At 66.4% G+C, this 25,525-nt stretch carries 29 protein-coding genes and 1 pseudogene; 6 read left to right on the top strand and 24 right to left on the bottom strand.

Going from position 1 to position 25,525, the window contains the following annotated elements:
* Positions 1–239: 239 nt before the first annotated feature.
* Positions 240–1,163: a tyrosine-type recombinase/integrase gene (locus BLW43_RS20815; protein WP_217632266.1), complete on the bottom strand. Its 924-nt coding sequence runs from the start codon at positions 1,161–1,163 to the stop codon at positions 240–242.
* 47 nt (positions 1,164–1,210) lie between these two features.
* Positions 1,211–2,272 (bottom strand): hypothetical protein, encoded by a 1,062-nt coding sequence (locus BLW43_RS20810; protein WP_093256426.1) that lies wholly within the window; start codon positions 2,270–2,272, stop codon positions 1,211–1,213.
* A 199-nt stretch (positions 2,273–2,471) separates the two neighbouring features.
* On the opposite strand from BLW43_RS20810, the gene BLW43_RS20805 reads away from it, so the two are divergent.
* The gene (locus BLW43_RS20805; protein WP_093256424.1) at positions 2,472–3,068 is read left to right on the top strand and encodes a hypothetical protein; all 597 of its coding nucleotides are present in this window, start codon (positions 2,472–2,474) and stop codon (positions 3,066–3,068) included.
* Positions 3,069–3,217: 149 nt separating this feature from the next.
* On the opposite strand, the gene BLW43_RS20800 is transcribed toward BLW43_RS20805, so the two are convergent.
* On the bottom strand, positions 3,218–3,706 hold the full coding sequence (locus BLW43_RS20800; protein WP_093256422.1) for a helix-turn-helix domain-containing protein: 489 nt from the start codon (positions 3,704–3,706) through the stop codon (positions 3,218–3,220).
* 148 nt (positions 3,707–3,854) lie between these two features.
* Between BLW43_RS20800 and BLW43_RS20795 the strand changes: the two genes are divergently transcribed.
* Both BLW43_RS20795 and BLW43_RS23175 read left to right on the top strand, forming a co-directional pair.
* Positions 3,855–4,091: a hypothetical protein gene (locus BLW43_RS20795; protein ID WP_139284178.1), complete on the top strand. Its 237-nt coding sequence runs from the start codon at positions 3,855–3,857 to the stop codon at positions 4,089–4,091.
* 145 nt (positions 4,092–4,236) lie between these two features.
* On the top strand, positions 4,237–4,833 hold the full coding sequence (locus tag BLW43_RS23175; protein WP_139284177.1) for a hypothetical protein: 597 nt from the start codon (positions 4,237–4,239) through the stop codon (positions 4,831–4,833).
* 64 nt (positions 4,834–4,897) lie between these two features.
* Here BLW43_RS23175 and BLW43_RS20790 read toward each other — a convergent pair whose 3' ends face one another.
* The 14 genes from BLW43_RS20790 to BLW43_RS20725 form a co-directional block, all read right to left on the bottom strand.
* Positions 4,898–6,061, bottom strand: coding sequence for a restriction endonuclease subunit S domain-containing protein (locus BLW43_RS20790; protein ID WP_093256418.1), 1,164 nt, complete (start codon positions 6,059–6,061; stop codon positions 4,898–4,900).
* The gene (locus BLW43_RS20785; protein ID WP_093256416.1) at positions 6,058–7,626 is read right to left on the bottom strand and encodes a class I SAM-dependent DNA methyltransferase; all 1,569 of its coding nucleotides are present in this window, start codon (positions 7,624–7,626) and stop codon (positions 6,058–6,060) included. The genes BLW43_RS20790 and BLW43_RS20785 overlap by 4 nt, the downstream gene beginning before the upstream one ends.
* 20 nt (positions 7,627–7,646) lie before the next feature.
* Positions 7,647–10,061 (bottom strand): EcoAI/FtnUII family type I restriction enzme subunit R, encoded by a 2,415-nt coding sequence (hsdR, locus tag BLW43_RS20780; protein ID WP_217632265.1) that lies wholly within the window; start codon positions 10,059–10,061, stop codon positions 7,647–7,649.
* Between the two features lie 50 nt (positions 10,062–10,111).
* On the bottom strand, positions 10,112–10,393 hold the full coding sequence (locus tag BLW43_RS20775) for a hypothetical protein (RefSeq protein WP_093256414.1): 282 nt from the start codon (positions 10,391–10,393) through the stop codon (positions 10,112–10,114).
* Between the two features lie 10 nt (positions 10,394–10,403).
* Positions 10,404–11,054, bottom strand: coding sequence for a ParA family protein (locus BLW43_RS20770; protein ID WP_175479037.1), 651 nt, complete (start codon positions 11,052–11,054; stop codon positions 10,404–10,406).
* Between the two features lie 114 nt (positions 11,055–11,168).
* The gene (locus BLW43_RS20765; RefSeq protein ID WP_093256410.1) at positions 11,169–11,501 is read right to left on the bottom strand and encodes a DUF5615 family PIN-like protein; all 333 of its coding nucleotides are present in this window, start codon (positions 11,499–11,501) and stop codon (positions 11,169–11,171) included.
* Positions 11,498–11,725, bottom strand: a complete 228-nt coding sequence (locus tag BLW43_RS20760; protein ID WP_217632264.1) for a DUF433 domain-containing protein — start codon at positions 11,723–11,725, stop codon at positions 11,498–11,500. The genes BLW43_RS20765 and BLW43_RS20760 overlap by 4 nt, the downstream gene beginning before the upstream one ends.
* A gap of 78 nt (positions 11,726–11,803) precedes the next feature.
* Positions 11,804–12,658, bottom strand: a complete 855-nt coding sequence (locus BLW43_RS20755) for a replication initiation protein (RefSeq protein ID WP_093256408.1) — start codon at positions 12,656–12,658, stop codon at positions 11,804–11,806.
* A 440-nt stretch (positions 12,659–13,098) separates the two neighbouring features.
* Positions 13,099–13,371, bottom strand: coding sequence for a hypothetical protein (locus tag BLW43_RS20750; RefSeq protein ID WP_139284176.1), 273 nt, complete (start codon positions 13,369–13,371; stop codon positions 13,099–13,101).
* A gap of 202 nt (positions 13,372–13,573) precedes the next feature.
* A complete protein-coding gene (locus tag BLW43_RS20745; protein ID WP_093256404.1) occupies positions 13,574–13,972 on the bottom strand; it encodes a hypothetical protein in 399 nt (132 codons plus the stop codon).
* Positions 13,973–14,060: 88 nt separating this feature from the next.
* Positions 14,061–14,582, bottom strand: a complete 522-nt coding sequence (locus BLW43_RS20740) for a hypothetical protein (RefSeq protein WP_093256402.1) — start codon at positions 14,580–14,582, stop codon at positions 14,061–14,063.
* A 72-nt stretch (positions 14,583–14,654) separates the two neighbouring features.
* Positions 14,655–14,840 carry a hypothetical protein gene (locus BLW43_RS20735; RefSeq protein WP_093256400.1) on the bottom strand — a complete coding sequence of 62 codons (186 nt, stop codon included), beginning with the start codon at positions 14,838–14,840 and terminating at the stop codon, positions 14,655–14,657.
* On the bottom strand, positions 14,840–15,373 hold the full coding sequence (locus BLW43_RS20730) for a hypothetical protein (protein WP_093256399.1): 534 nt from the start codon (positions 15,371–15,373) through the stop codon (positions 14,840–14,842). The genes BLW43_RS20735 and BLW43_RS20730 overlap by 1 nt, the downstream gene beginning before the upstream one ends.
* Positions 15,374–16,181: 808 nt before the next feature.
* Positions 16,182–17,273: a MobA/MobL family protein gene (locus tag BLW43_RS20725; RefSeq protein WP_175479036.1), complete on the bottom strand. Its 1,092-nt coding sequence runs from the start codon at positions 17,271–17,273 to the stop codon at positions 16,182–16,184.
* Between the two features lie 185 nt (positions 17,274–17,458).
* Between BLW43_RS20725 and BLW43_RS20720 the strand changes: the two genes are divergently transcribed.
* Positions 17,459–17,764 carry a hypothetical protein gene (locus BLW43_RS20720; protein WP_093256395.1) on the top strand — a complete coding sequence of 102 codons (306 nt, stop codon included), beginning with the start codon at positions 17,459–17,461 and terminating at the stop codon, positions 17,762–17,764.
* Positions 17,765–17,774: 10 nt separating this feature from the next.
* On the opposite strand, the gene BLW43_RS20715 is transcribed toward BLW43_RS20720, so the two are convergent.
* The 6 genes from BLW43_RS20715 to BLW43_RS20690 all read right to left on the bottom strand — a co-directional run bounded on the left by BLW43_RS20715 (position 17,775) and on the right by BLW43_RS20690 (position 22,839).
* Complete coding sequence (locus BLW43_RS20715; protein ID WP_093256394.1) at positions 17,775–18,797, bottom strand: hypothetical protein; 1,023 nt, start codon at positions 18,795–18,797, stop codon at positions 17,775–17,777.
* A gap of 403 nt (positions 18,798–19,200) precedes the next feature.
* Positions 19,201–20,424, bottom strand: a complete 1,224-nt coding sequence (locus tag BLW43_RS20710; RefSeq protein ID WP_093256392.1) for a tyrosine-type recombinase/integrase — start codon at positions 20,422–20,424, stop codon at positions 19,201–19,203.
* Positions 20,421–20,870 carry a hypothetical protein gene (locus BLW43_RS20705; protein WP_093256391.1) on the bottom strand — a complete coding sequence of 150 codons (450 nt, stop codon included), beginning with the start codon at positions 20,868–20,870 and terminating at the stop codon, positions 20,421–20,423. Before BLW43_RS20705 ends, BLW43_RS20710 begins: the two co-directional genes overlap by 4 nt.
* A complete protein-coding gene (locus BLW43_RS20700) occupies positions 20,867–21,277 on the bottom strand; it encodes a hypothetical protein (RefSeq protein ID WP_093256389.1) in 411 nt (136 codons plus the stop codon). Before BLW43_RS20700 ends, BLW43_RS20705 begins: the two co-directional genes overlap by 4 nt.
* Entirely contained in the window at positions 21,274–21,615 is a 342-nt protein-coding gene (locus BLW43_RS20695; RefSeq protein WP_093256388.1) for a DUF7673 family protein, read from the bottom strand. Before BLW43_RS20695 ends, BLW43_RS20700 begins: the two co-directional genes overlap by 4 nt.
* Before the next feature lie 303 nt (positions 21,616–21,918).
* Positions 21,919–22,839 carry a helix-turn-helix domain-containing protein gene (locus BLW43_RS20690; protein ID WP_093256386.1) on the bottom strand — a complete coding sequence of 307 codons (921 nt, stop codon included), beginning with the start codon at positions 22,837–22,839 and terminating at the stop codon, positions 21,919–21,921.
* Positions 22,840–23,087: 248 nt separating this feature from the next.
* On the opposite strand from BLW43_RS20690, the gene BLW43_RS20685 reads away from it, so the two are divergent.
* A complete protein-coding gene (locus tag BLW43_RS20685) occupies positions 23,088–23,324 on the top strand; it encodes a hypothetical protein (protein WP_093256385.1) in 237 nt (78 codons plus the stop codon).
* 309 nt (positions 23,325–23,633) lie between these two features.
* Here the strand turns inward: BLW43_RS20685 and BLW43_RS20680 are convergent.
* Positions 23,634–23,917: pseudogene (locus BLW43_RS20680) on the bottom strand (helix-turn-helix domain-containing protein); the annotation flags it as partial.
* Between the two features lie 697 nt (positions 23,918–24,614).
* On the opposite strand from BLW43_RS20680, the gene BLW43_RS20675 reads away from it, so the two are divergent.
* Positions 24,615–25,334, top strand: a complete 720-nt coding sequence (locus tag BLW43_RS20675) for a hypothetical protein (protein WP_093256382.1) — start codon at positions 24,615–24,617, stop codon at positions 25,332–25,334.
* Positions 25,335–25,525 lie beyond the last annotated feature (191 nt).

The following is a 25,525-nucleotide window of genomic DNA, read 5'->3' as shown; positions in this document are numbered from 1 at the left end:
CCCCGTCGAGCATGGCTCTGGGGGGTGGGTCACATGGGTCAGATCTCAGTGGAAATTGGGCCGCTTCCCGGGTCAGTTCCGCGTGGAAATCAACACTCATTACGTCTAAGAGCTGCAGCGTGATGCTCATCCTTTGTTCGCGGATATTTCTGCCCGTTATATTGCGTGAACCCAACTAATGTGAGCTGAAAATCGCCTTGTTCGCGAGCACAGTCACGGATGATTGCAATCAGCTACACCTACAGGACGATCCGCTCGACCTCTGCGACGGCGATTGCGTCGCCGCGGCGGTCGTAGAGCTGCGTCGTGCGCGGACTCGCGTGCCCCGCCAGGGCCTGCGCCGTCTCGAGCGCGCCGCCGGCGTCGAGGAAGAGCGTGATCCCCGTCGCGCGCAGCGAATGGCAGCCGATCTCCGCGTCGAGCCCGGCGTCGCGCGTCCGGCGGCGGATCATGTCGTAGGCGTTTCTCGCGAGAAGCGGCCGCGGCGTGAGGGATCTCGAGCGGCCCGTCGTGGAGCGGAAGAGCGGCCCCGCCCGATCCTCCGCGATGCCCGCCGCCTCGACATACTCGAGAAGCCAGCCCTCGAGCGCACGGCTCGCCGGCGTCTCGTGGATCCGGCCGCCCTTCTCGCGCAGCCGGAGCCAGAGCGCGCGCTCGCGCCGCTCGAGATCGCCGACGCGCAGGCCGACGGCGGCGCCGACGCGCGCCAGCGCGTAGAGCATGACGCCGACAAGCGCGCGGTCGCGGAGCCCGACCACGCTCGAAACGTCGATCGCCTGGACGAGGCGGCGCGCGTCCTCGCGCGAAAGCGCAGGCGTGTTGCCCCGCCGCACGACGTGGCGCGGGCCGCGCACCGGCGCCGCGGGATTGTAGGGAATGATGTGGCTCGCCGTGATCCAGTCACCGTAGGACCGGACGGCGGCGAGCCGCGCCTTGACGGTCGCCGGCTCGTGCGTTCGGCCGAGGCCCTCGACCCAGGCGCCGACATGGAGCGGCGTCAGGTCGACCAGGTTTTCCGCGCCGCGGTCAGCGCAGAAGCCGAGGAAGTCCTCGATCGCCCGCCGATAGGCGCGGCGCGTGTGCCGGCTGCGGATCGTCGCCCCGAAGAACTCCCAGTAGCGCGCCTGAGCTTCCACGCCCGCCGTCAAGACCAGCGTCGGCATCGATGGCGCGGCGCGACTGGTCGCCGGCGGCCCTGGCGGCGACGCCTTCACCACCAGCCTTCGACGAGGGGCTCGCTTCGCGCCGGCCATGCGGCGCGCGCCGCGGCGTCTACGAGGCGACGCTCGCGGCGATCGAGCGTCCGCCAGACGCTGCGAAAGCTCATCCCGGGTTCCGGCAGAAGATCGGCGCGGCCGAACGCCAGACCGATTACGAGAGCCGCTCTGGGCCCGGCCTTCCGCGCCGCCCTCGCCGGCGCCGCGCCGGCCAGGACCTCCCGGCAGGCCGCCGCCTCCGGCGCGTTCTCGTCGAGCGCCGCGTCGCCCTGGAAGGGCCGAGACGTCGTCATCGGCTCGTCGTCGGTTGGATCGTCGATCCCTCCGCCGAGCCAGAACGCCCGCGCCGCCGCGTCCACGACGCACCGATGCGCGTATCTCATCCGCCGCCAAGCCGACCGGGTGTCGGCGACGCCTCTTGGCAGCAGGTCGGGCTTGCCGAAGGCGAGCGCGATGACGATCGCACGCTCCTCGTCTTCTCTCCCGTAGTCGTCCGGGATCGCACCCTTTGGGCTCACCCAGCCAAGGATGACGGCGCGGCAGGCGCCCGCGATCGAGCCCGAACCTTCGCAGGTCGGCAGCGGATCATAGAGCCCTTGACCCTTCTGCGGTCCTGATCCCGCCGCCGTCTCGGAAACCGTGTCCCGCCGTTCGGCGGCGACGGCGACCGCTTCGGCGATCTCCTTCTCCACCTCAAGGCGGAGATGCGCCGGGAGCGCCGCTTCGACGCGCCGAGCCTGGTCCCGGAGACGTCTCGCCTGATCCAATATGCCGGCGCAGAGGTAGCAGCTTTCGTTCGCATCGCCCCGCGGCGGCGCAAGCTCGCCCCGCGCCACACGGACGCTGTGGCGGAGCATGCGCCGCGGCATGACCAGCCCGCGCGTCGCGTCGCCGAGCCCGCCCGCATTGATGGGCTGGCCTGTGGGGGCATTGGCTTCGTGCGCCACGCGGACGCAGCGTTCGGCGCTCTCGGGGCCAGGATCGCTTTCGCACCAGTCGGGCAGCGCCCGTACGTCTTGGGCGTGGCGGCGCTCGATCTCCTCGCGGATCGTCATGGGGCTGTCTCCTTCGTGCTGTCGAAGGCCACCATGAGCCGCAGACCTTTCTACATGATAAAGGACATTATCGGATATAAAATTCAACCATAGAAAGCGCAACATTAGCGTTGTGCTCTGCTGACGGATTTGCTAAGCAGAGAAAAGAAATCGCATAAGCGGATGCGGTTCCCTAAATGGCCCTCAGAGAGGAAGCAGCATGAGCAATGCGAAACACATCTTCACCGACATCGGCGCCTATCTCGACGCGCTCGCTGGAGATCCCGGACTGGCGATCGTGTCCAAGAAAATGGCGGCCGAAGCGCTCGGGCTCTCCCGGCCAGCGATCGACGGCCGGATCAAGGATGGGCGCCTGGCCACCGTGAAGATCGCAGCCGCGCGACACGTCCTCGCCTCGGCCCTGATCGAGCACCGGCGTGGCCAGGAAGAAGTCAACGCCCGGATCCGGTCCTATCTTGGAGGCGTGGCAGCCGACCGCGGCACGGTCTTCTACGAGCCCGTGATGAGCCTCGTCGGCATGTCCACCAGAATGCCGCGCGACCGCGAGCTCATCGGCGCGATCCTCGGCGACATCTCGCGCGCAAGCTACGACGAGACCGCGACGGAGGAGGCGCATGGGATCCTGCTTTCGGTGCTCGTCCACCGGAAGACCGGCGGCACGACCCGGCCGAGCCCGGCCTTCTTCGACCTGGCGCGCGAACTCGGCTTCGAGTGGGACGACGACGACGCGTTTGTCGCGCAGGAGATGGAGCGCGTCTGGAAGGCCTACCACGGCGAGGAGAGGTCGGCCGCCTGAGCGGCCGGACGTCATGATCCGATTGTCGGAGATGCGCTGTCGTGCCTACATAAGGGGAGACCCCGGCGCGCCCACGCGCCGGGGTCAGGAGACGCCTGAGGGGGATCCGCCGCCGGGGGGTGGAAGCCCGGCGGTTTGCGCTGGAGCCCTCAGAACGGAGCCGGCTGGTTGGACCCGGTCGGCTCCCCTCCGTCTCTTGCCCGGCTACGGTAGGCGTAGTCCGGGTCGTTCTTCACCAGCTCGCAGAGCCGCTGCACGAGAGGTTCGGGGTCCAGGACCATGCGCCCCTTCCCGTCCTTCTCGCGGCTCAGATAGCCGAGCTGTTCGAGGTTCCTGATCGAGCGCTGCACCGTGCGCTGCGCGACGCCCATGCGGCGCGCGATAGTCGTCGCGCGCGGGAACGGCTTCTGCTGCGGATACCACCAGTGCATCGTGATGTTCAGCAGCACGAGCATGTCAGTCGGCGTGAGCCCCAGCTGGTCCTGTTGCTTCAGCAGGATGTCGGGGACGGCCTGGAAGCCGCCGACGACGGCCTCGCGGAACTTCGCGTAGACCGCAGACTGCGCGTCGCTGGACCCCTCCGGGGCTGGAGGAGCCGACTGCGGCTGAGGCGATGGCGAGTTGCGAATCGTGAGCATGGGTGAACATTAGCAGCGATTAGAATATGAATCAATATATCTGTTTAGAGGAGACGACATTCATGTCGCGGTTTTTTTGACACCCATGTCGCTCATACGTCTCCTGTCGGCATCCTTGCGCCACCGAAACCTGGCGACGGAGGCCCCCATGATCACGACCGAGACCGACGACGAGTTCGTCACCCTGGATCTGCCCTCTCATCGACTCGGCGACGGCGTCGTCTGCTTGCCCGGCGCCATCGAGCGCGTCCAGTGGCGCAGCGAGGTCCTCTGGTATCTCGGCCGCGCTGGCGCCCGGCCACCCATGTTGGTCGTCGCGCGCGAGGACGGCGAGCGGCTCCTTGTCCATCCCGCTGAATGCGAGACTGCGGAAGGAGAGAGCTGACGGGCCGCTTCTTCGCCTTCCCTCAGAAAGCGGCGGCGTCACCAACTTCACGAACAGCCCATCATGGGGTATAACAAGAACACCGAGGGCGACTCCCCATTGTTAGTAGCTGTGCGCCCGTTGCCTACAAAATGGAGTTCGCCAAATGCACCGCCCAACCTCGTTCATCAAACGCAAAGCCGGCGCGTCCCTGCTGCACAGCGCCCGGACGGCCGCCGCCATCGGCCGGCCGCTCAATACGCACGTAACATTGAGCTTCTGGCTCATGGACATCGGTCACGACGCAGCATCAACGGCTTTCCAAGCGCTTCGCGAACGGCACTTTCAGCGGTGGTCACGCTACACGCCGCGTGGTCAGAACGGTGCTTCGAATGGCCCGCCGACCTACGCATGGGTGGTCGAGGCTCCCTATGGACACGCCCACGTCCACTGGATGGTCCATATCAGTCCCGGGAACCAAGAGCGCTTCGTCGCCGCCCTGCAAAAGTGGGTCGCCCAGCGCATCACCGCAGCGCTGATCCCCGCCACGGCCATCGACGTTCAGCCAATTACCCACGCGGAAGGCCTGAAGCTCTATCTTGCCAAAGGTCTTGACCCGCATCTCGCCCGTCTATGGCGCATCCGCCCCGAAGATGCTGGCCTCGTGATAGGCCGACGTTGCGGAACAAGCCGCAATCTCGGCCCAGCGGAATGGCGGCCGCGCAAGGCGGCGTACCTGTCGGGGCGCCGCCGAGCGGCGTGAACTCGTGATGATCGAAAGCGAGCCTCGCAATATTGGATCATAGGAACCCAGCGTCATAGCGCGATCATTCCGCGGCGAGCGGGGCGGCGTCGGTTCTCACGCCAAACATCTCGTGGAGCATGGCGGGGAGGAGCTGGTCGAGCTCAGTCGTTGCGGCGCGCTGCGCGGCCAGGGCGGCATTCGCGCGCGCACATGCCGCGGCAAGCGCGCGCTGGGCGTCACGAGGTGGAAGCGGCATCTCGAGCGCGAGGAACAGGTCGGGCTTGATCCGTTTCCGCCGCATGTTCGTGCCGGTCGACTTCGGCCAGTTGGCTGAGTCACGAAAGTGGAGCTCGATGAGCTCTGGCGCGACCGCGTCCTCGTCAACTTCAAAGACCGGAAACTCGGGCGTCACGAAGCAGCCGTCGCATGACTCGGGAACCAGGCCGAACGCACCCTCCCACGCCATGAGCTTGGGATACACGAAATCGCCGGTGCGCAGCTTTGTCAGGCGCTCATAGGAAGTCTCAGCGCCTTGCTTGACGACGCTGCGGAAGACCCCGCGGGCGAAGGAGTAGACGCCGGCGAACGCGTATGAGGTGGTTGGCTGAACGACCGTGTCGGTCGGTCGCAATCTCATCAGGTCGCCAAAGCGCGCCCGTCGGTCTCCTGCCGCGGCGCGAAAGGCGGCGCGGAGGGTGGCGGCCAGCTCGGCTTCCATGGCCTGCGCCGCGGCGGCGCGCCGGGCGATCCGCTCCGCCGCCTCGTCCAGCTGTGCAACGATCCGCCGCTGCTCCTCGAGCGGCGGGAGGGGAATTTCTTGAAGGAGAAAGCGGCGCTCCTTGAGACGGACGCGGTTGGTCGATCCTTCGCTCCCCGCGCGCGCGAGGGCGACAAACTCATCGGTGCGACTAATCCAATGCAGGTAACCGGCGATGAGGCGGTCCTCGTCGACGTCGAAGCAGGGAAAGTCACCAGAGACCACCGCCCCGTCCAAACAGTCAGGGACGAGGCCGAAAGCCCCGTGCCGCGCATCGATCCTCGATGCGATGAACTGGCCGGCCTTTATGCGAACCTGTGTCGATGCGGCGATATCTGACCCCTCAACAACGGCCCGTTGAACGACGCCTTTGCCCCAAAGCTTCACGGTGACCTGTTGGTAGGCTGTATCGGGTTCGATCTCGATCCAGTTCTGGTTCGGCCGCAGCACCTCCCCCAGCGCCACCATGGGCCAGCGCGAGGCCGTCACGCCGCCCGCTCCACCAGCGCCCGCACCTCCTCCAGCAGGCGCAGCGCCTCGCGCTCATGCGCCAGCGCGGCGGCGACGATCTCGGCTGGGGCGCGGTGATCCTCCTCGACCACGATACTGGGGTTCTTGAGGTCGAGGTTGCAGGCCAGCACCTTGCCCTCGGCGTCGCGCTCGATCAGCCGCGCGGCGTCCACCATCCAGGCGCGCGGGTCCTCGGGGAAGCCGGCGCGGAACCAGGCCAGGGCGTCGTCCAGTTCCTCGTCCAGCATGGGCTGAGTCTTGGTGTATTTTCTCCGCCCCTCCGGCAAGGGCTGCTGCCAGTAGGCGACGCGGCGCGTCGGGCCGCCTGTGGCGAAGATCATGACGTTGGCGGGGATATCAGTGTAGGGGGCGAAGGTGCCCTCCGGCAGGCGGATGATCGCCCGCAGGTCGCATTTCTCCAGCAGATCGGCCTTGATGCGGGCCGCGACGCCGCCCTCGAACAGCGTGCCGTTGGGCACGATCACGGCCGCCCTGCCCCGCCCACCGCGGTGCAGCTTGCGCATGATCAGCTGCAGGAACAGGAGCGCTGTCTCCGACGTCCGCCGGTCGGTCGGGAAGTTGCCCAAGACTCCGGTCTCCTCCTCGCCGCCGAAAGGCGGGTTGGAGAGGATCACGTCGACGCGCTGGCCGTCGCCGATCTCGGTGAGCTTGTGGCGCAGGGCGTTTCCGGGGTCGATCTCGGGCGCGTCGAGCCCGTGAAGGAGCAGATTCATCTGGCCGAGGAGGAAGGGCAGCGGCTTGGCCTCCCCTCCCCTGATGCTCTCGTTCTGAAGGATGCGTTCGTCTTCGATCGTCTTCCGCTGCTCGTTTAGGTGGGTGAAGGCCTCGACCAGAAATCCACCGGTGCCGCAGGCGGGGTCCTCGACCACCTCGCCGAGCTTCGGGTCGAGCGCCTTGACCATGAAGCGCACCACCGGGCGCGGCGTGTAGAACTCGCCCGCCGCGCCGGCGGCGTCGCGCAGCTGGCGCAGGATCCCCTCGTAGAGCCGCGAGAGCTGGAACACCTCCTGCGAGGCGTTGAAGTGGATGCCGTCGATCTGCTCCACCACCTCGCGCAGGATGTGGCCTGAGCGGGCCTTGAGCTGGACCCCTTCGAAAACCGTCGCGACCACGCTGCGGCGGTCGCGCACGCCCTCGGCGCGCAGACCGCGCAGGGTGCGGAACAGGCCTTGCCCTTGGGTTCCATCGGGTAGCAGGGCGTCGGTTTCGGCCGTCAGGAAGCGCAGAAGATCGTCGCCGGTGAGCCCGTCTGCCGGCGCCGCCCAGTCGCGCCAGCGATAGGGCGCGCCGATGACTGGGTCGAAGGGCTTGCCCCTCATCACCGCATCGGACTCGCGCATCTGCTCGACGTCGTCGAGCAGCTTGAGGAACATCAGCCAGGAGAGGAGCGGCAGGCGGTCCGTGTCGCCGTCGAGGCCCTTGTCCTTGCGCAGCCGGTTGCGCGCCGCCTTGATGATCGCGTCGAGCCGCTGCGCCGTCGTGCGCGGTTTGGCCTCGACCTTCGGCTTTCGTGCTCGCGCCATGTGCCCCCCCTGCCCGCCTCTCAGGCGGCGTAGATTTCCTGCTGGAGCTCGATGACGGCCTCGCGGAGCTTGTCGGGCCCGCCGAACCGCGCGGCGATCTCAGATGTGTTCCCCATCGCAGAGAGAGCACCGATCTTCAACGCTTCGGGCAGGTCAAGCTCGTCCGGGCCGCCGGCCTCGTAGCGGTCGAGCAGCGCATCGAGGACGGCGCGCGCGTCGTCTCCGAAGCGCTCGAACACTGCGGGCTTGCGCCGCTTCAGCGCCTCGGCGCGCTCGCGCCTCGTGCGGGGGGGCGTGCCCCAGGCGACATGGCATAGCAGATCGAAGGGATCGGCGTCCGGCTGGCCTGCGGCCTCGGCCAGCTCGCTGACGTCGAGACCGCGCGCAGCGAGCGCCTCCGCCACCGCGCGGCGTTTGTCCGGAAGGCCCCAGGCAGTTCGAAGCGCTATGGGCGTCGGATAGAGCGTGCGGACGATGTCGCTCGTCTTCTCGACCACGCGACGCGTGACCAGTTTGCCGTCGCCGTCGAGCTCCGTCTCGATATCGACCACGATCTCGGCTTCGCCGCTGTCAACGTAGTATTTGATGCGCCCGCCACCGCCGCCGCCGCCGGGCGGGAGGACTCCGCCCTCTCCAACCCCGTCGCCAGGCGGAATGACTCCGCCCTCTCCAGCCCCGTCGCCGGTCTCAGACTGGTCTTCGGCCGGCTCGTCCTCCGTACTGGTCGTCGCGCCGGTTTCAGGGTCGATGGTGTCGATGGTCACGGCCACCGGATCACCGTCGAAATCAGGGTCTGCGAACTTCGCGGTGGCGGTCCCCGTGTAGTCCAGGATCGTGAACCAGGTTTTGCCATAGTCCTCGCGGACGCGCGTGCCGCGGCCGATGATCTGCTTGAACTCGCTCATCGAGCCGATCACACGCGCCAGAACGACGTTCCGTACGGTTGGTGCATCGACGCCGGTAGTCAGCATTTGCGACGTCGTCAGGATGGTTGGCGTTCGTTGATCGATGTCTTGGAAGTGATCGAGGTGCGTTCGTCCGACGTCGCCCTCGTCAGCAGTGACGCGGCAGACCCAATCAGGATCGCGCGCCATGAGATCGGCGTTCAGATTGCTGAGCGCACGACGCATCTCGTCCGCATGTTCCTGATCGACGCAGAACACGAGCGTCTTGGCGTAGGGATCGGTGGCGCGCAGGAAATCGGTCAGATGGCGTGCGATGGCTTCGGTGCGGGCGCGAAGGGCGACGACCCGCTCGAAGTCCTTCGTCTGATACTCCTCGTCGGGGATCTCTTGGCCGAACCTGTCGAGCTCGCCCGCAGTCGGACGCCAGCCGGTTGCGTCGAAGTCGGTGACCACGCGGCGAACCTTGTAGGGTGCGAGATAGCCATCGTCGATGCCCTGACGGAGGGAGTAGGTGTAGAGCGGGGTGCCGAAATAGGCATAGGTGTCGCGCGCGTCTTCATGAAGGGGCGTCGCCGTCATGCCGAGCTGCGCGGCCGCCGAGAAGTGGGTGAGGATCGTGCGCCATGCGCTCTCGTCCCGCGAGCTGCCGCGGTGGCATTCGTCCACAATGATCAGGTCGAAGAAATCGCGCGGCAGGCCGGCGAAGGGCGTCGCGTCGGGTCCTTCGCCGAGCAGCGCCTGATAGGTGGCGAAAAACACCTCGCGCGAGCCCGGCGCCCGCCCGCCGAGGATCCTGTGACGGCCCTCGCCGAACGGGGCGAAGTGCCGGTTCTGGGGGTCCTTCACCAGCACGTCGCGGTCGGCGAGAAACAGGATCCGGGCGCGGAGCCGACCAGGCATGGCCGTCCATCGCGCCTGGTGGAGACGCCACGCGATGTGGAAGGCGATCGGCGTTTTCCCCGCACCCGTGCAGAGAGTGAGGAGCGTGCGGCGCCTGCCCGCCGCGATCGACTCCACGGCGCGTAGGACGGCCGCCTCCTGATAATAGCGCAGGGGCTGCTCGGGGTCCGGGCGTCCAGGCGTCAGGACGATCTCCTCACCCTCTGGCTTGAGCGCCAGACCGGCCTTCTGGCGGTCCCAGAGTTCGGCTGGCGGCGGGAAGTCAGGGCGTTTGGTTTCAACCCCGGTGAAGGCGTCGAACTCGAAGATGTCAGCGCCGTTGGTGGCGTAGGCGAACTTCACACCGAGCATGCTCGCGTAGAGTTTGGCCTGCTGCATGCCCTCTGCCGCCGTCTTGTAGCTCGCCTTCGCCTCCACGACGGCGATTGGCACATCAGGCGCATAGCGCAGGAGATAGTCGAGGCGCTTTCGACGACCGCGTCGCGTTCCGCCCTTTGCGAACAGGATGCGGCCTGGCGTGATGATCCGTTGTTCCTGAATCTGATGAGGCGAGCGCTCCCAGCCCACGGCCTGTAGGCGGGGTGTAATGACCTTCCGACAAGTATCCGCCTCGGTATCCAAATCGTTCAACAGACACGCTCCATATCGTGGGCGCTCATGGGGCCGCACGGCACAGCACCCTACCCCTTCTTTCGCAGATCCAGCAGGTCCTCGTCTGTCACCTCAAGCCCTTTCGCCTTCAGCGCCTCCAGGATGAAAGCCCGCATGGTCATGTCGGCATCGTCCGCCAGCCGCATCAGCTGCTTGCGCTGGGCTTTGCGCAGGGCGAACGAGAACTGCACCACTGGCTCGACCTCGCCCGCCGCCGCTGGGCGAGGTGCGACGACGTTCTGGGTCGGAAGACCCTTGGCCATGGGCGCCAACGCGGTCGCGACGCTGCGAAGATTCTTGGTGTTGGCCATCACTGTTTTCCTATGAAGCCCGCTTCATGGAAAGAAAGGGCAATACGCCGAGCGCGGCCACATCTGCAATCAGACCATCGGCTTGGGCGCCGGCGGGGCCCTTGGTTGGCACGACGCCGTTGAAGGTCATTTCTTTGAAAGCGACCAGACGGTGCAGTCGCGTCGGCAGCGCCTCAAGCCCGCAGGCCTGTAGCTCGCGCTCGACATGGGCGCCGATGTGTGTGCCGACCTGATAGTCCGTCAGCACTGCGCGCACGAGGATGTCGCGGCGCGCCATCTTCGCGGCGCTTTCGACCAATTGACGCGTCTTCGCGGCCTCGACCACGTCGGCGCTGGAGAGCTGGCAGGGCACGAGGACAAGGTCCGCGCAGCCGATGGCGAACACAGTCGCCTGCATCGCAGCGCCGGCAGTGTCGATCACCAGCAGGTCGTGGGAGGCCTCCAGCTCCTCCGCGAGCCCGATGAGGCGTGACTCGTCGAGCTCACGGTGGATGGTGATAGGCAGATCGAAGGCCTGCACCCAGTCGGCCAACGAATGGTTGTAGTCGGCATCGATCGCGGCGACGCGATGACCGCGTGCGGCAATCTGCCCCGAGAGAATCTGGGCCGCGGTCGTCTTGCCCGCGCCGCCTTTGCTCGTGGCGATGGTGACGATGCTCATGTACGCCTCGATAGGTTCGTTGCTCTGTAAAAAGCTATCATACAAGGAACCGAGTGGCACAGGTTCATGCTCACCTCGGTTCATAGGAATATGGGATCATGACAATCCAGAGCGTCATGCGATTTCGAGGCATGCCGCCGCGTCTTCCGCGTCGAAGGTTGCGATCAACGTCGCGTGCCGGCGCAGAACAGCTTCGACGGCTTCAGTCGAACGATTGCCCCCACGCAGCCAGATCACCTTCGGCGGTGGCCCATAGAGAGTTGCCATGTCGGCGAAATCGGCGTCCTGGGAGACAAGAACGAAGCCATGCGTCCCGGCATGAGCCCAGAGCGTCCGGTCATCGGCCCGGTCGAGGCCTGCGAGACGAGCCTGGCTGGAACCGGGGAAAAGGTCAGACAGCCGATCGCACAGTTTGAAGCTGAGATTCTGGTCGAACAGCAGCTTCACTCGGCGGCGATCAAGGTGCGGCGCTCGCGATCAGCTGCGTAGGCGAGAGCGGCCTGCACGTCGGCTTCCGTCAGTTCGGGAAAGTCGGAAATAACGTTCGCGGTCGTCATGCCCGAGGACAACCAGCCCAGCACGTCACCGACGGAAATCCGGGAACCTCGGATAACCGGGCGGCCACCACGCTTGCCCGGCTCGATCACGATGATATCCCGATAAGAGATCATGGATGTATCATAGCGCAGACAGGTGTCTCAGCCCATCAAGTTTGCGATTCATAGGAACCCCATTTAATGGTTACATGACTACAAAGGAAGCAAGGGATGTGGGATTGTTACTGTCTCGACGCTCTTACGCACCCGCGCCTTTCGACCGACGCGGGGGCGGCGGATCTCGGCGTAGGCCTCCTTCATCTCGCCCACAGACTTCCGCCACCATGACAGGCGCACGCCCGTCACCATGCGACCAGTCTTTCTCGGCTCGACCTTGCAACCAAAGGAAGCCAGTGCATTGACCTCCAACACTGCCGGTGTGATCGCCTTGAGCTTGAGGTTGCTGTACGTCGCCAGCCGTCCATCTGCGACTCCAAGCAGATCGCGGAACGCCTCCAACGAGAAATCCTCACTGAAGACTTGGGACAACCTCACCCGCCGAGCCACGGCCTCATAAAGCGCCAGCGCATATTTCGTCGAGAAGGCGCGCATGACCTCAAGCTCGAGCTTGCCGAACACCGTGCTCTCACGCAGAAGCGGCGCGAGGCGCTTATCGAAAGCATAGGTGAGGGCGCCGCGCGGTCGATCCGGGTCACCCATATCGTTGCCACCCAAAAGCGCCACGCGCCGCGTACGACCATCCGCCAGTTCTACAGTGACGATGGTTTTCATCAACGCAAGAATACTATCCTCAAGTCTATCATTACTATCGTGCGTTCCACGCAGGGCCGCAATTTCAATAGTCCATTCCGAGCCCTCACGGCCCATGTCAGGCCCGAATGCATGGGCGATTAGAAGATTGTAGAGACGTCGCGCCGAAAGCGTGAGCGCCGTAGCACCGTGAACATCGATCAACTCCGCAGGCTTGATCATCTCGCCATGGACCGGGCGCAGATCGAGTGTTCGCAACCGATTCGCTGAAGTCTTACCTTTTGGGCGGTTCGTCATCGGCGAACTCACTGCTCTTACCTGTGGATAAGTGATACGGTAAGAGTTTGCCAGCTGTCCACCAGATATTGCGGCTCAGATATCAAACCGCCCCAAAGGTAAGGTTGAACCGCCCGATAGGTAAGGCAAAACCGCCCCAAAGGTAAGAGTGAACCGCCCGATAGGTAAGCTTTCGCCGGATAACGTACTGCAAAATATGCGAGAAAATCCACAGAAGAGTGAATCTATAGAAGATAGAAGAAGAGCGGTGGATAAATCTCATAGCGCCAGAGTGATGGAAATAGCAGAAAAAATATCGCTTGACGCGAAAGCTCAAACGAGCTTCATATGAACCCATAGTCGAAAATACTGAAAACGCAGAATGCTAAGAAGGTGGCGGGCTACAGCGAACCGGACCCTCATGAAGACTGAGGGCCCGGTAGAATGCCAACACGAAGTGATCAAGAGATCTTGGCCGCCGTCACAATGGCCCGGTGCAGATCGAATGCTGCGTCGATCTTGTCGGCCAGGGCGGTGAGCGCCTCTGCGTGCTCGCGCAGCAGCGCGCACGCCATGTATGCGGCGTCAGACGGATCGTCTGAAAGGCTGGCCGCAACCTGCTTGAGCGCGCCCGCTAGGCAGCGCGCCTCAGTCGGCGCGGCCTCGTCGAGCAGGTCTCGGGTCGAGGCGCGGGCGGCGAACTCGCCGAGCGCCTTGGCGGCATCGTCAGCCATGTGCTGCTGCGGCATCTCAGCGGCGGCGCGCGCCGCCCAGACGCGACCGGCGTCCACCGCACTGCGAAACTCCTCGATCAGGGTCGCCTTCGGGTCTTGGCACACGACGAGCTGTGTATGTTGCATCGATTCTCTCCGACGCTGTGTGCCCACGCCACCATGGCGCGGGGTCAAGCGCCGCCCGCGCACGGGCGGCGACCGCTCAGGCGGCGCGCGGTTCGGGCGGATCGACGAGGCCAGCGGCGATCTCGCCGATCTCGATCAGCCGACCGATCCCGGTCAGGGCATCGGCGCAGGCGCGCCCGATGACGATGTCGCGACGGTGAACGCGGGCGATCGAAGCGATCACGCGCGCGGCGTCGTCGAGGTCGCGCCGGAGTTCGTCGGTGAGCGCCACGGCGCTCAGCAGGGGCTTGAGCAGGCGGCTGATCTGGCACTGGACGTCGTCGCTGACGGCGCCCTCCAGCGCTTTGTGCAGCGCGCGCTTCTTCGTCATGACGAACCGCGGCGCGGCGATGCGAAACCCGGTCGCGTAGCTCGCGCGAAGCTGAGCGACCGAAACGCCCGCCGAGCTGTGGGCAGCAATGTTGGTGATAGGCACGGAGACCTCCCTCCCAGTGCCGACGCAGGACGCGCCGGCTTCAAGCGCCCCCACCGCTTGTGGCGAGGAGGGCGTCGGCGGTCAGGCCTCAGGCAGCCCGGGGCTGGCCCGCGTCCGACGGGGAGGTTTGGTCGGCCCCGGTCGCCGCGCAGATCGTCGTGAGTTCCGCGTCGGCCAGCGTTTCGGTCAGCGCGACGAGGGCGCGGAAGGCGCGCCGCGCGGCGCCCGGACGCGGGTGCGCGTCGAGGAGGGCCGCGACCTCGGCGAGCGGCGCCGCGGCGGGATGGATCGCGCCGTCCGCGAGCATGTCGAGCGCGGCCCAGGCGACGGCCGCGCCGGCCTCGCCGGCTCGGGCCCGACATAGAATAGCGCAGGCGTCGCCGTGCCGGAGAGCGAAGGCCCGTGCCGCATCGGCGATGGCAGCGCGCAGACGCGCCGGGTCGTCGGCGGGCGCGCTGGTGATGGATATCAAAGAGGTGTTGGACATAGAGATCTCCCGGTTGCGGCGCCCGTCGTGGCGCTCAAGATCCCAGCGCGGGCCGGATACCTCCTTCTTCGTCGCGATCCGGGCGGCGGCATTTGGCGACCGCGCCTGCCCCCCAATCTTCATTCTCTCTGGTGGACGGTGATGCGCTGCGGTCTCATCCGAGGACCGCAGCCATCGACGTCGGCCTCTTGTTCTTCAGACCGATCCGGCTCGCCGCGACTGCTGCGCTCGTTTCAGCAGACCGCGGCCACCTGAACAGTACGCGCTGTCGGGTGCCGTCTTGGCGGCGCAGGCGGTCGCGAGCGCCTCGACAGTGTCGTTGCGCGTCTCCTCGGCCGTTTCGTTGTCGAGGGGGCGGATCACGGTGTTGAGGTCCAACATCACGCTGCTCCCTTGCTGGTGGCGGAGAGTTTGGACGCGCCCCCGCGCCAGATGACCGGCACGCCCTGGTCAGTGACGCCGCGGCGCTCGTTGCGCCGCTCGGCGGCCATGCCGCGATTGGCCCAGATGCGGGCGCACACGGCGTTCATCCGCTCCAGCCCGGCGTCGTCGAGCCGGCCGATGATCGGCGACTTGCGACCCCTCGGTATGCGGAAGAGCGTGCTGTCCAGGGTCACCGTCACCCGGCGAAAGCCCACGAAGCGGGTCGGCTGGTCGAGCCCGGCCATCGCCATGCCGGCGCGTTGGTTGATGTGGATCTCCCAGCCCTTGTTCGCCTTGCCGGTCGCCGTTGTGCCGTATGCGATCTCGGCGAAGGCGTGGTCGCCGACGCGGCCGACCTCGAGCACGAGGCAGGGCCGGGCCTTCACCGGGCCGTCGTCGGCGCAGGGGAAATTGAAGAGAACCACATCGCCGCGCTGCAGCGTCTGGGTCCAGGGGGTCGCCGCCGCGATGGCGGTCATGGTGTCGAGCATCGGCTCGCTCCTTTTGGCTCGAGGAACGACGGGCTCCGCCTCACCCACCCACCTCACACCGGGCGGTGGCGCTCGACGCGCGCGTCACAGACGGCGCGTGCGTCGAACGCTATCGCCCCAGCCTCCGGCCGCCGCAGGTCAACGCTTGATCCGACTGCTGCTCAGTCAGATCAGACATCACAGCCAACACGCAGGCTGTGGTTCATCCGTCATCTTGAGATGACGGATCATCTCTCCCGCTTTATGATCGGGAGAGGTCTTCCATGAACGCTTTGCGCCAATACAAAATGGAAGGCATCTTCCCACCCACCCACCCTTTTCTTATCGACCCGACAGATATCGTCGGGTCGTCTCTCCCTCCCCTGCTCTCATGGTCGGGAGAGGCCTTGCGCGCGCTTCTCAAGAAAGCGTGCGCAAGGAATCTCCTATCCCCCACCCACCCACCCGTTTTTTATCGACCCGACAGATATCGTCGGGTCGTCTCTCCCTCCCCTGCTCTCATGGTCGGGAGAGGCCTTGCGCGCGCTTCCCAAGAAAGCGTGCGCAAGGAATCTCCTATCCCCCCCTTACCCCCCCTTATAAATGGTAAGACGATAATATTTCGTTCACGGGGACAAAATTTCTGTACGGAATTTTCAATAAATTTATCTAATATAATTATATCTTAATAAATTACTGCAGCTACTATAATAAAACTTTCAAATAATACTTATAGATGCAAGAACAGACCCCTTTGTCCCACCGTTTGCCGCCAAGTTTGTTTTTAGAGGCGCAAGACGTATTGCACCGCTTGGGCTCACCGTTTCTCTCAACGCTGCCGCGATCGCCGCCTGGCGCGTCGGGCGGCGAGGCGTTTCTCATCGTCGTCGTCGGGCGGGACGCCCGGCGGCCCCTGTCCTGCTGCGACGGCGGATGGCGGCGGGTCGTCGGCGTCGAGCCAGGCGTCGTCCCGGACGCCCTGCGCGGCAGCCATCACGTCAGCCACCGCAGCGAGCATCGGATCGTCATGGGGGCTCGGCGGACGCGGGAACGCAGGATGAACAGGCGTTGGCGCGACCGGCTCCGCCGGCGTCGTCATCGCTTTGGCATCGGCCTCTTCGCGCGCCCGGGCGCGCAGCTCGGCGCGCAGGAACATCCACGTGTCCCGCAGCTGTCCGTTGATCCGCAGCGCGGCCTGTCGTTCGTCCTCCCAAGGGGGAGCCGGATCGCCGTTCGTCCGCGCCTTGCGGGTGACGGCGGTGCGCGCCGGACCCTGGTGGCGCACCCGGATCATCCCCGCTGGCTCGTCGCCGGTGGCGGCGCGGCGGGCGTGCGACCGATGGTCGATGCGGGCGGCGGCGCCGATCCTGGCGAGCTCGGCGTTCGCGCGCCTCGCCCACTCGACGCGGCGCCGTTCGACCTCGATCGGACCAGATTTGCGGTCGTCCATGAGGCGGATCTTGCCGCCGAACGCCCCACTTTTCCGCTCGACGGCGCGGGTGGTCTCGAGGACGTGGCCGTGGCAGTTCCGCGCGTCGCCCTCGCGGCTGGGCGCATGGATCGCGGTCATCGCGGCGACGCCGTAGGTGTCGCGCAGCCAGAGCGCATAGCCGCGGACAAGAGCCTGGCGTCGGTCCTCGGAAAGCTCGGCTGGAATGGCGAGGATCGTCTCGCGCGCGACACACGAATTGCGCCGCGTCTCGGCCGCCTCGGCGGCGTTCCAGAGCTGCGCCGCGTCGCCCGGAAAACCGACGATCTCGACCCGCTCGACGCCACGTTTGCGACGGTAGTCGTGGACGCGGCCGTCGCGGTCGTCGGCGATTTTCATGGCGCCGATATAGGCTGCGGCGCCGGTCGCGCTGCGGCCCTTGCCGCGCGAGATCACGGTGATCGAGTGATGGGCTGCGGCATGGTTCTTCATGCCCGGGAGATCGGGCCCGCGGTAGCGGACCGCGCCCCCCGCGCAGGGGCCTCCGGAGGACGCCGCAAACGGAGTTTGCATAATTGCGCCCTTCCCCCTTTTGCAGGGCGAAGGGATCGCGCGCCGATCCCGCCGTTTGGTCCCCGATCTTCGGGGCGTAGATCCCTCCCGGAAAGGGAGGTCTCATGCCAAGACGAAGTTCCGAGAAGCAGATCCAACACCTCAAGTCCAAGATCGAGCGCCTGCAGGCCGAGGCGAGGGAGCACGAACGCAAACGGGCCACGCGCGAAAAAATCGTTCTCGGCGCCGCCGTGAAAAAACTGATCGAAGCGTCATCGCAACATGGCCAGCGCCTGCTGCGTGACCTGGACGGTTACATCACCCGCGATTGCGACCGTGATCTGGTTGGTCTGCCGATCCGGAAAGCGCCGGCTCCGTCGCCTCTCTCCTCGCAGATGACGGACGATGCTCTCGACGATTTCATCCGGTGAGCCCGGCGCGTCAGATCGCCGACCTCCGCTGTTGCGCGCCGGAAGACGCGTTCTGCGACAGGGTCTTGATGTCGTTCTCAATCAGGATCTTCAGCATAGAGCCGTTCACGGTCACTGAGACGATCCTGTCCAGTCTCGCGATGGCCGCGCGCTCGTCGAGGAGCTGCAGCAGCTGGGTCAGCATGACGCGCACGTCGACAAAGCCGACGCCGCGCCGGCGGATCGTCTGCGCGATCTTCAGCAATGGGCGTGTCGAATTGGGCGCCTCGAGTTTCGGCGCATAGGCCGGTGGAGCCGCCGGCGCGGCGACGATGCGCCGAGCCTTCGGCCGCCGGACCGTGGCTTCGCCGGAAGAGACGACCCAGTGCTCATCCAGCGGCGACGCGGACATGAAGCCTCGGGGAGGAGCGGCGTTGGCGGGTGCGATCCTGAGCTTCATGACCTGCGGCGTCAGGGTGGCGTCTGACTGCAGGGTGACGGAGATCCGGGACATGGTCGCCGTCGCCAGGCGCTGTGCGCTCGTGCGCAACGCCGGCCGGAGAGCGGCCCAGCCCGCCTGATCGTTCGCGAGACCGCGCAGCGCCAGGAGTGTCGCGACCGTACAGGTGGCCTGCGGTTGGCGCATGCCCGAGATGAGGCGATGGACCAAGGTCAGCTGCACGTCCAGCACGTCGGAACATGCGCGAAAATCGTCGAGCGTCGCACGAAGGTAAGGCTCGTCGTACCACAGCCGCGGCCGCAGGGCGGGATGCAATCGCCATGCGATTGCCCCCGAGGCAAGGTCGATCGTTTCGACCCACGGATGGGCGGCGAGCTCGGATGCCGCACCTCTCAGGGTTCGCGCGGCGTTCGAGGCCGAGAACCCCGCCGCCGACGCGACGTCGCGCAACGGCCACGCGATCGCCTGGTCCGGGGGCTCGTCCATCTCGGCCGCGGTCGCATCGAACGCGACGAGCGCCAGCAGCGTCCTGAAGGCCGTGACACTGATCGGCGCGACGCAGCGCAGCGCCGAACCGGGGATGATGAAGTGCATTGAGGCTCTCTCTGCTTGATGATGCGCAGGAGGTCGGTCTCAAGGACGGCGCGCGGGAATCCGCGCATCATCCGCAGGCGGATCCCGGCGCATCCCGCTGCGCCGGTATCCGCGTCCGGGAGGCGTGGGGACCGCATCCGGTGCGCGACGGCTGCCGCCCCGTGGCGGACCGGATGCGTCATTTCCCGCCTGGCGCGCATCGAAAGCCGATGGAGCGGCGTCAGGGCACGGGCGCCGCGTCATCTCGCGGCGGCCTGTCCCGCGGCCAAGTCCCTGAGCAGGCGCGATCTCCTCGACCTGCAAAGCCTAAGAACACTCGGAACGTCTGGAACGAAGAACCGAAACCCCCATGAACACCCGGCGATGGACAGCCCATGATCGGCGGCGGCGTTCCTGCTCACACTCACAGCCAGGCCGTGTCGACGCCGGCGAGCAGCTCCGCGTCGGAGCGGCGGTCGTAGAGCCGGGTCGTGCCGGGGCTGGCGTGGCCGGCGAGGCGCTGGACGACCTCGAGCCGCACGCCGCGCTCGAGCATCTGGGTGATCCCGGTCGCCCTGAGCGCGTGGGAGCCGAAGGCCCGGTCGATCCCGGCCTGGCGCGCGCGCCGGCGCAGCATGTGGTGGACGTTGCGCGGCTGCAGCGGCCGCTCGCCGAGCAAGTCGGCGCGTCCCGCCGCCGCGCGGAACACCCACCCCTCGCGCGCGCCGAGGAGCCCCGCCTCGGCGAGATAGGCGTCGAGCCAGGCGCTGGCCTCCGTCGACAGCGGCACGTCGAGCCGGAGTCCGCGCTTCTCTCGCAGCAGCAGCCAGGTCCGGCGCTCGCCGCGCCGCAGATCGCCCAGGCGCAGCCCGACCGCGGCGGAGACGCGCGCGAGGCTCATCAGCATGACGGCGATCAGCGCGCGGTCGCGCAGACCGACCAGCGACGTGACGTCGGGCGCGGCGAGCAGGCGGCGCGCCTCCTCGGCGGTCAGCGCCGGCGTCGCGGCCTGGCGCGCGGCGCGCCGCGGCCCCGACACCTCGAGCGCGGGGTTGCGCTCCAGCAGCCCGTCCCGCACCAGGGCCCCGAACATCCCCCTGACGGCCGAGAGGGCGCTCTTGGCGGTGCTCGCCGACAGCCGCGCCGTCTCCGCCTCCATCCAGGCCGCCACTGCGCGCGGCGTGACGTCCTCGAGGCGCGCGACGCTGTCCTTGACGCAGAACGTCATCAGGCTCTCCACGGCGAGGCGATAGGATTTCCGGGTCGAGGGGTTGCGCACCCGCGCCGCGAGCCAGGTCCAGTAAGCCTCGACGACCGCAGCGCCCGCCGCGGCGATCAGCTCCGGCGCGCGGGCGTCGACCCTGGCGTCGGCCCAGGCCGTCGCCAGGGCGCGCGCGGTGACGTCGGCGGGCAGTTCCGCCTTGAGCTTGTAGCGCAACGCCTCCCGCCACAGCATGCGCGCCTCCGCCGGCCGGCCGGCGCTCTGGCGCGACGCCGCCTCCACGACGGCGCCGGCGAGATCGCGCAGGCCAAGGCCGAGCGCGCGCAGCCGCTCGGCCTCGGCGTCGACCGCCGCCACGAGGTTCTCGCGTGTTTTCCACGCGAGGACCTCGGTGGCGCTGGGGTCGCCCCCATACGGACCCGTCATCGGCCCGGCGCGCCCGTTCCGCGCGCGCGCGCCGCCCGGATCTTCTCGTGGCCGCTCTCGGCGAACACGACGCCGAAGTCTGCGAGGTCTTCCGCTGAAACCAGGTGCCAGGTGCGGCCCAACCAGTATCGGTCGACCGTGTCGAGCACCGCGATTCGCTGCGGCAGCGGCAGCGCCGCGATCTTGTTGGCGAGCGGCCCGTTCCTGGCGGGGTCGTCGTCGAAGATCCCGCCGGCCATGCGGGCGAGCTGGCGCTCGGTCGTCTCCCTGAACCAGGCGCGCCGCACCGAGAAGGCGCCGGCATGCGCGTTCAGAACGACGCGCCACTCCTCGAGCGACAGGCCGACGCCAGCCTGCGCGTGGGCGACCAGGAGGGCGTGAAGATCGGCCACCAGCTCGGCGCGCGCGGTGTCCTCCCGTTTGTCCCTGTCGAGGGCGGACGTCACAGCGCGACCCTCAGCGGCACGTCGGCGGCCGGGTCGGGCCGCCCCTCGATGTGGACGCGCAGCCGGTCGGCGTCGCCGACCGCCTCCAGGTCCAGTCCCTGGCGGTCGACCGTGATGGTCTGGTCCTCGTCGCCCGCGATCGCGAGGCGCAGGTCGACGCGGGTGAACGGGTAGCGCGAGGATCGCTCCAGTCGGGCGGACGCGCAGCGTTCGAACGCGGCGAAGCGCCGTCTCCGCGCGTGGGGCGCCAGCAGTCGCCAAGGTCCGGTGTCGCGCACGAGCGCCGCACGGGCGCGCTCGTGGGCGCTCTGCGCGAACACGACGCGAAGCGACTGGAGGGCCGCCTCGACGCCCGGCCCCTGATCCCCCAGGCCGACGCCGGCCTCCACGGTTGAGGCGCCGCTCATCGCCGGCTCGGCGTCCTGGACGCCAAGGTCTTGATCCGGGCCTCTTCGCCAAAGACGTGGGCTTCACGCCCCGTGAGCGCGTGGCCCACGAGCACGTCGACCGCGGCGTCGCGCAGATCGTCGTTGAGATCGCACACGCCGGCCAGGTCGATCGGATGCTCGGATCCGTTCCAGCAGCCCAGGAGCACGCGGGCGCAGCGCTGGGCGCCGCCGCTGCCGGGATTGCGCTCGCACCAGTTCAGCAGCGTGCGCACGCCTGCGGCGTAGCGCTCCAGGACCGCGCTGCGCGACCCCCAGGGCGTCTCAGCGGCGGCGGCGAGGTCGATTGCGGTGTTCATGGCGTTTCCTGTGCTGGCGGCTGGAGGCACCGTAGTCGCCGTATCCTAACGTCGGGTGAACCGTATCCGTCGGAAACAATCGTCGGATACAGCTACGCCAAATCAAAGGCGGCGGGCCGGAGCCCGCCGCCGGGAACAGGAGCCCTCATTTCGAGAGCGAGGCTCAGTAGGCGTACTGCGAGTAGAGCAGGATGCCGATGATGATGACGCCGTAGATCATGGGTTCTCTCCAGATCAGAGGGGCCTATTCCCCTCCGCTCTGACTCGAAGATAAACAGTGCCTACGCGAACATCATCGACAGACTATTTGGCCCAAAAAATTTGGTTCATATCGTAGTCGACGTTCACGGTGAGACCGTCCTCGTAGAACTTTCGAACATCAGCAATCTCGATGGCGTACGCCTGTTCTGGATTTGCATGATTGTATGCGACCAAGGGTTGGATGGCCCAGTGTGAATCTTGGCCGACGAGCGATCCATACGCGCTCTGCGTGACGGCCATCCAAGTCGGCCCACCGGAATGGGCGCTGACATTTGGCGGCTGGACGTCACGGTAAGTCGCGCCATGCGGGAACGACCACTCGATCCCGAGGCTCCCGTCGCCATGGTAGACGGCTTCCGCGCTGGAGGGATTCCCGACCATCAGCGCGCCAGAGGCGTCGCTCGCGCTCGGCGTCGCGAGCACCGTCAAGGCGGCGAGAATGGTCGCGCTGAAAGCGGCACGGACGCGGCGCGCGAAGTCCGTGACGAAATCTGCGATGCGCTCAAGCGGGTTGCTCGGCACCGGCCCGTCGCGCTCGAGCATCTTTGCGGTCGCGAGGATCAGGCTGGCCATGCGGTCCGCCAGGAGCTCGTAGAGAGCTTCTCCGCTCTCGGTGAGCGCGATGATGCGCACACGACCGTCGTTGGGATCCGAAACGCAGGTGGTGATGCCCATGTCCTTCAGCTTCTTAAGGTCGCCTTCGGCGGCGGTGTCGCTGACGTCGAACGAGTCGCGGATGTGCTCGTTCAAGCGGGTCGCCGTCATCGTCTTGAGCTTGAAGCCGCCGCTGACCATGACCGATCGCGAACCCAGCAGCATGACGACGTGGGCCTGGCGATCGCTGATGTCGGTGTCGAGGGTATCAAGGCGGATCGCCGACATGGCGGTCAGCAAGGTGCTGGTGGCCGTGATCCGCTGGCGGCCGTTGAAGCCGCCGAATTCCGATGAACCGAGGTCCTTCATCCCTGTTCCCTCCCCGTTGACGCAAGGCGCGTCCGGTTGTTCAAGCCACGAAGACTTTTCGGTCTGAGATGGTGGTGAGGTTGCCGTCAGGGAACATTGCTCCCCGAAAGGTTGGACTATCGGGCTACTACGGCGCCTTCTCGTCCTCATTCGAGAGCGGCTGCCTCCCTGCGCGCGCGCTTTCCGCCGCACAACGCCATAGCCGCCCCGTATCCTCGCGCCATCGACCGTTGGCGCAGGAGACGTCTATGACCACCATCGAGAGCTCAGACCGGCTCACATTTCTTCCCTGGGCCTCCCATCAGCTCCGCGACGGCGTCCGCTGCCTTCCTGGCGGCGTCGAGCGTGTGCGCTGGCGCAGCGAGGTCGTGTGGTATCTCGGACTGGCGCCTCGTTGGGCGCCCATGCTCGTCGTCGCGCGCGAGAACGGCGAGCGGCTGCAGGTCCACCCTGCCGACTGCACGACAGCCGAAGGGGAGAGCTGAGGGGGCCGAGCGACAATCGCGAGCTCGGGCGCATAAAATCGCTTTGTGTCGCTTCCGTCGCCTTCGAGCGGGGCCAATATCTGTTGTGGGACGGGCGATCGAACCTCGCCCACCCCGGTTCGCCGCCCCTCGGGCGGCTGAGAAGAGAACGATGGACGTCGATGACGAGCCGTCTTCGTGACGCGAGACGATATCGAAGCGGCCTAGCCGCGACCGGTCGATCGCAACATGGTTCGCCGCCCTGCGGGCGGTCGAGAGGTGGCGGTCTCCCCATGGGCCGCCACCTCTTTCCATGAGGTATCCCTACATGTAGCAGCCCTGATAGCCGCGCTCTTTCAGCTCACGCAGCAGCCGCTTGCCGGACAGGTCCGGCCAGCTGCCTGCGCGGTGATGCGGGCGCTCAGGTAGTCCTCGAACGGCGCGATCAGCCGGGGCTGCGCCGGGCGCGGGCTGTAGGCCGGCGCCGCGATGCCGACCTCGAGGTGCTTGCGCACCGTCTTGCGGTCCATGTCGAGCTTGCGGGCGATGGCCGAGACGCTGAGCCCCTGCCGCTTCAAATCGTGGATCAAGACGATCTCTTCCAGTGTGATCACCTGCGCGCGCCCTCCGTTGCGGGCCAGCAGGTGGGACGTTTCGGCCGCCGCCGATCTGCGGGGTGCATGCCCCCCGCAGATCGGCGCTCAGACTGGGGAATTTTCAAACGGCACTTCTGGGGAGATTCCGTTCGGCACTCGCACTTGGTGCCGGTGAGCCCTGATCGGACCCGTTCGCGCAGCAGATCGCGCTCGAACTCGGCGATCATGGTCGCCATCATGCGGCCCGACCGAGATCGAGAGATCGAAGGTCATGCCGTTCAGTCGGCGAGCGAGACGCGGTGCGCCTCGAGGTCGCGCAACTTATCCAGCAGGTCGATGGTGCTGCGCCCGCAGCGCGATATGCGCCTCGGACTGGACCCGCGACAGGGGACGGTCATGCTTCCAGCAGTTCGACATATGGGAACATAACAAGAACATAATACTGCAGGCAAGCCTGCGATCACCACACCTTGAGTGACCGGAGCCAACGAGAGAAGCCGCCCAGAGTTTTTTTCACTGCAGATTCCGAGTAGTGGGAGCGCTTCTTCATGGTCAGACTTGTGCAACACTGTGTCGCCAAAGTCACATTCAACCGGCAGCATAGTGACCCGTGCTTAAAGATGTTCTCGCTGTCGTCGATTCCGCGGTACCGTTGAATCAGGTCGAGAGGACGAAGTCTTGGCCCGCAAAAAAGACTACGGAAGAGGGCTTCAGAATGAAGACCAAATCAATCACCAAGCGCAACATGCTGCTTGGCGGACTGGGCGCAGTCACCAGCGTGGCTGCTGCAGGCCTATTCGGTGGCGTCGCGCTCGACGCCTCCGTCCCCTTCGACGACACGATCCTCTCCAATGACGGTATCCCCATCGGGACGGTGAAGGAGTTCCTCTACCCCAACGTGATCGACCTGTGGTCCGACAAGCGCAATCTCACCGTCAAGTCCCATGTCACGCTGCCGCCGGGCTGGGTGATCGAGTCTGCGCAGTTCATTGTCCATGTGAAGAAGCACACCGTCACCTACAGCCACCAGATCGACCAACCGCAGTCGGTGTCGCTGTCCCAGGAGACCCTGGTCCACATCGCTAACAAGGCGAAGTCGGCCGTTGGCATGTTCTCCGGCAAGGCCAAGATCGAGGCTTCCGGCAAGCTGTCCGCCGCCGCAGCCGCGGTGCGGCACCGCTTCGCTCTCGATGCGACGAGCCACGGCCGCGTCCGGTACACGGGGTGGGCCGACGGCAAGAGGTACAGCTCGAAGGACGGCGTGATCCGCGCCTCGCTGTCGGTGACCGCGCGCCGCGCGCCCACCGCCGACGAGGTCGATGCGACCCTCGCAACCCTGGCCGCCAAGCTCGCGGACGCCAACACCTCGATGCTGCGCGACGCGGTCAAGGCGCTCCAGGGCATCAAGGACGCCACCAAGCCGGCCACCGCATGATCTGACGACAGCGAGGGCGCTCCCGCGCCCTCGCGCTAAAGCCCCGTTGAGAACTACTCCACATGCGCCTACAGGCGGGCTGAATGCGCTCATTACTGTTGGTTTCCGCGCGGAACTGACCCGGGATTTCCATTGAGAAGTGACCCGGCTTGATATTGGTCGGCGTGGCTCAGGCGGGTGTCAAGTTGGCT

Source organism: Rubrimonas cliftonensis (assembly GCF_900107585.1).
Lineage (GTDB): Bacteria > Pseudomonadota > Alphaproteobacteria > Rhodobacterales > Rhodobacteraceae > Rubrimonas > Rubrimonas cliftonensis.
This window is presented reverse-complemented; position numbering and strand designations above follow the sequence as displayed.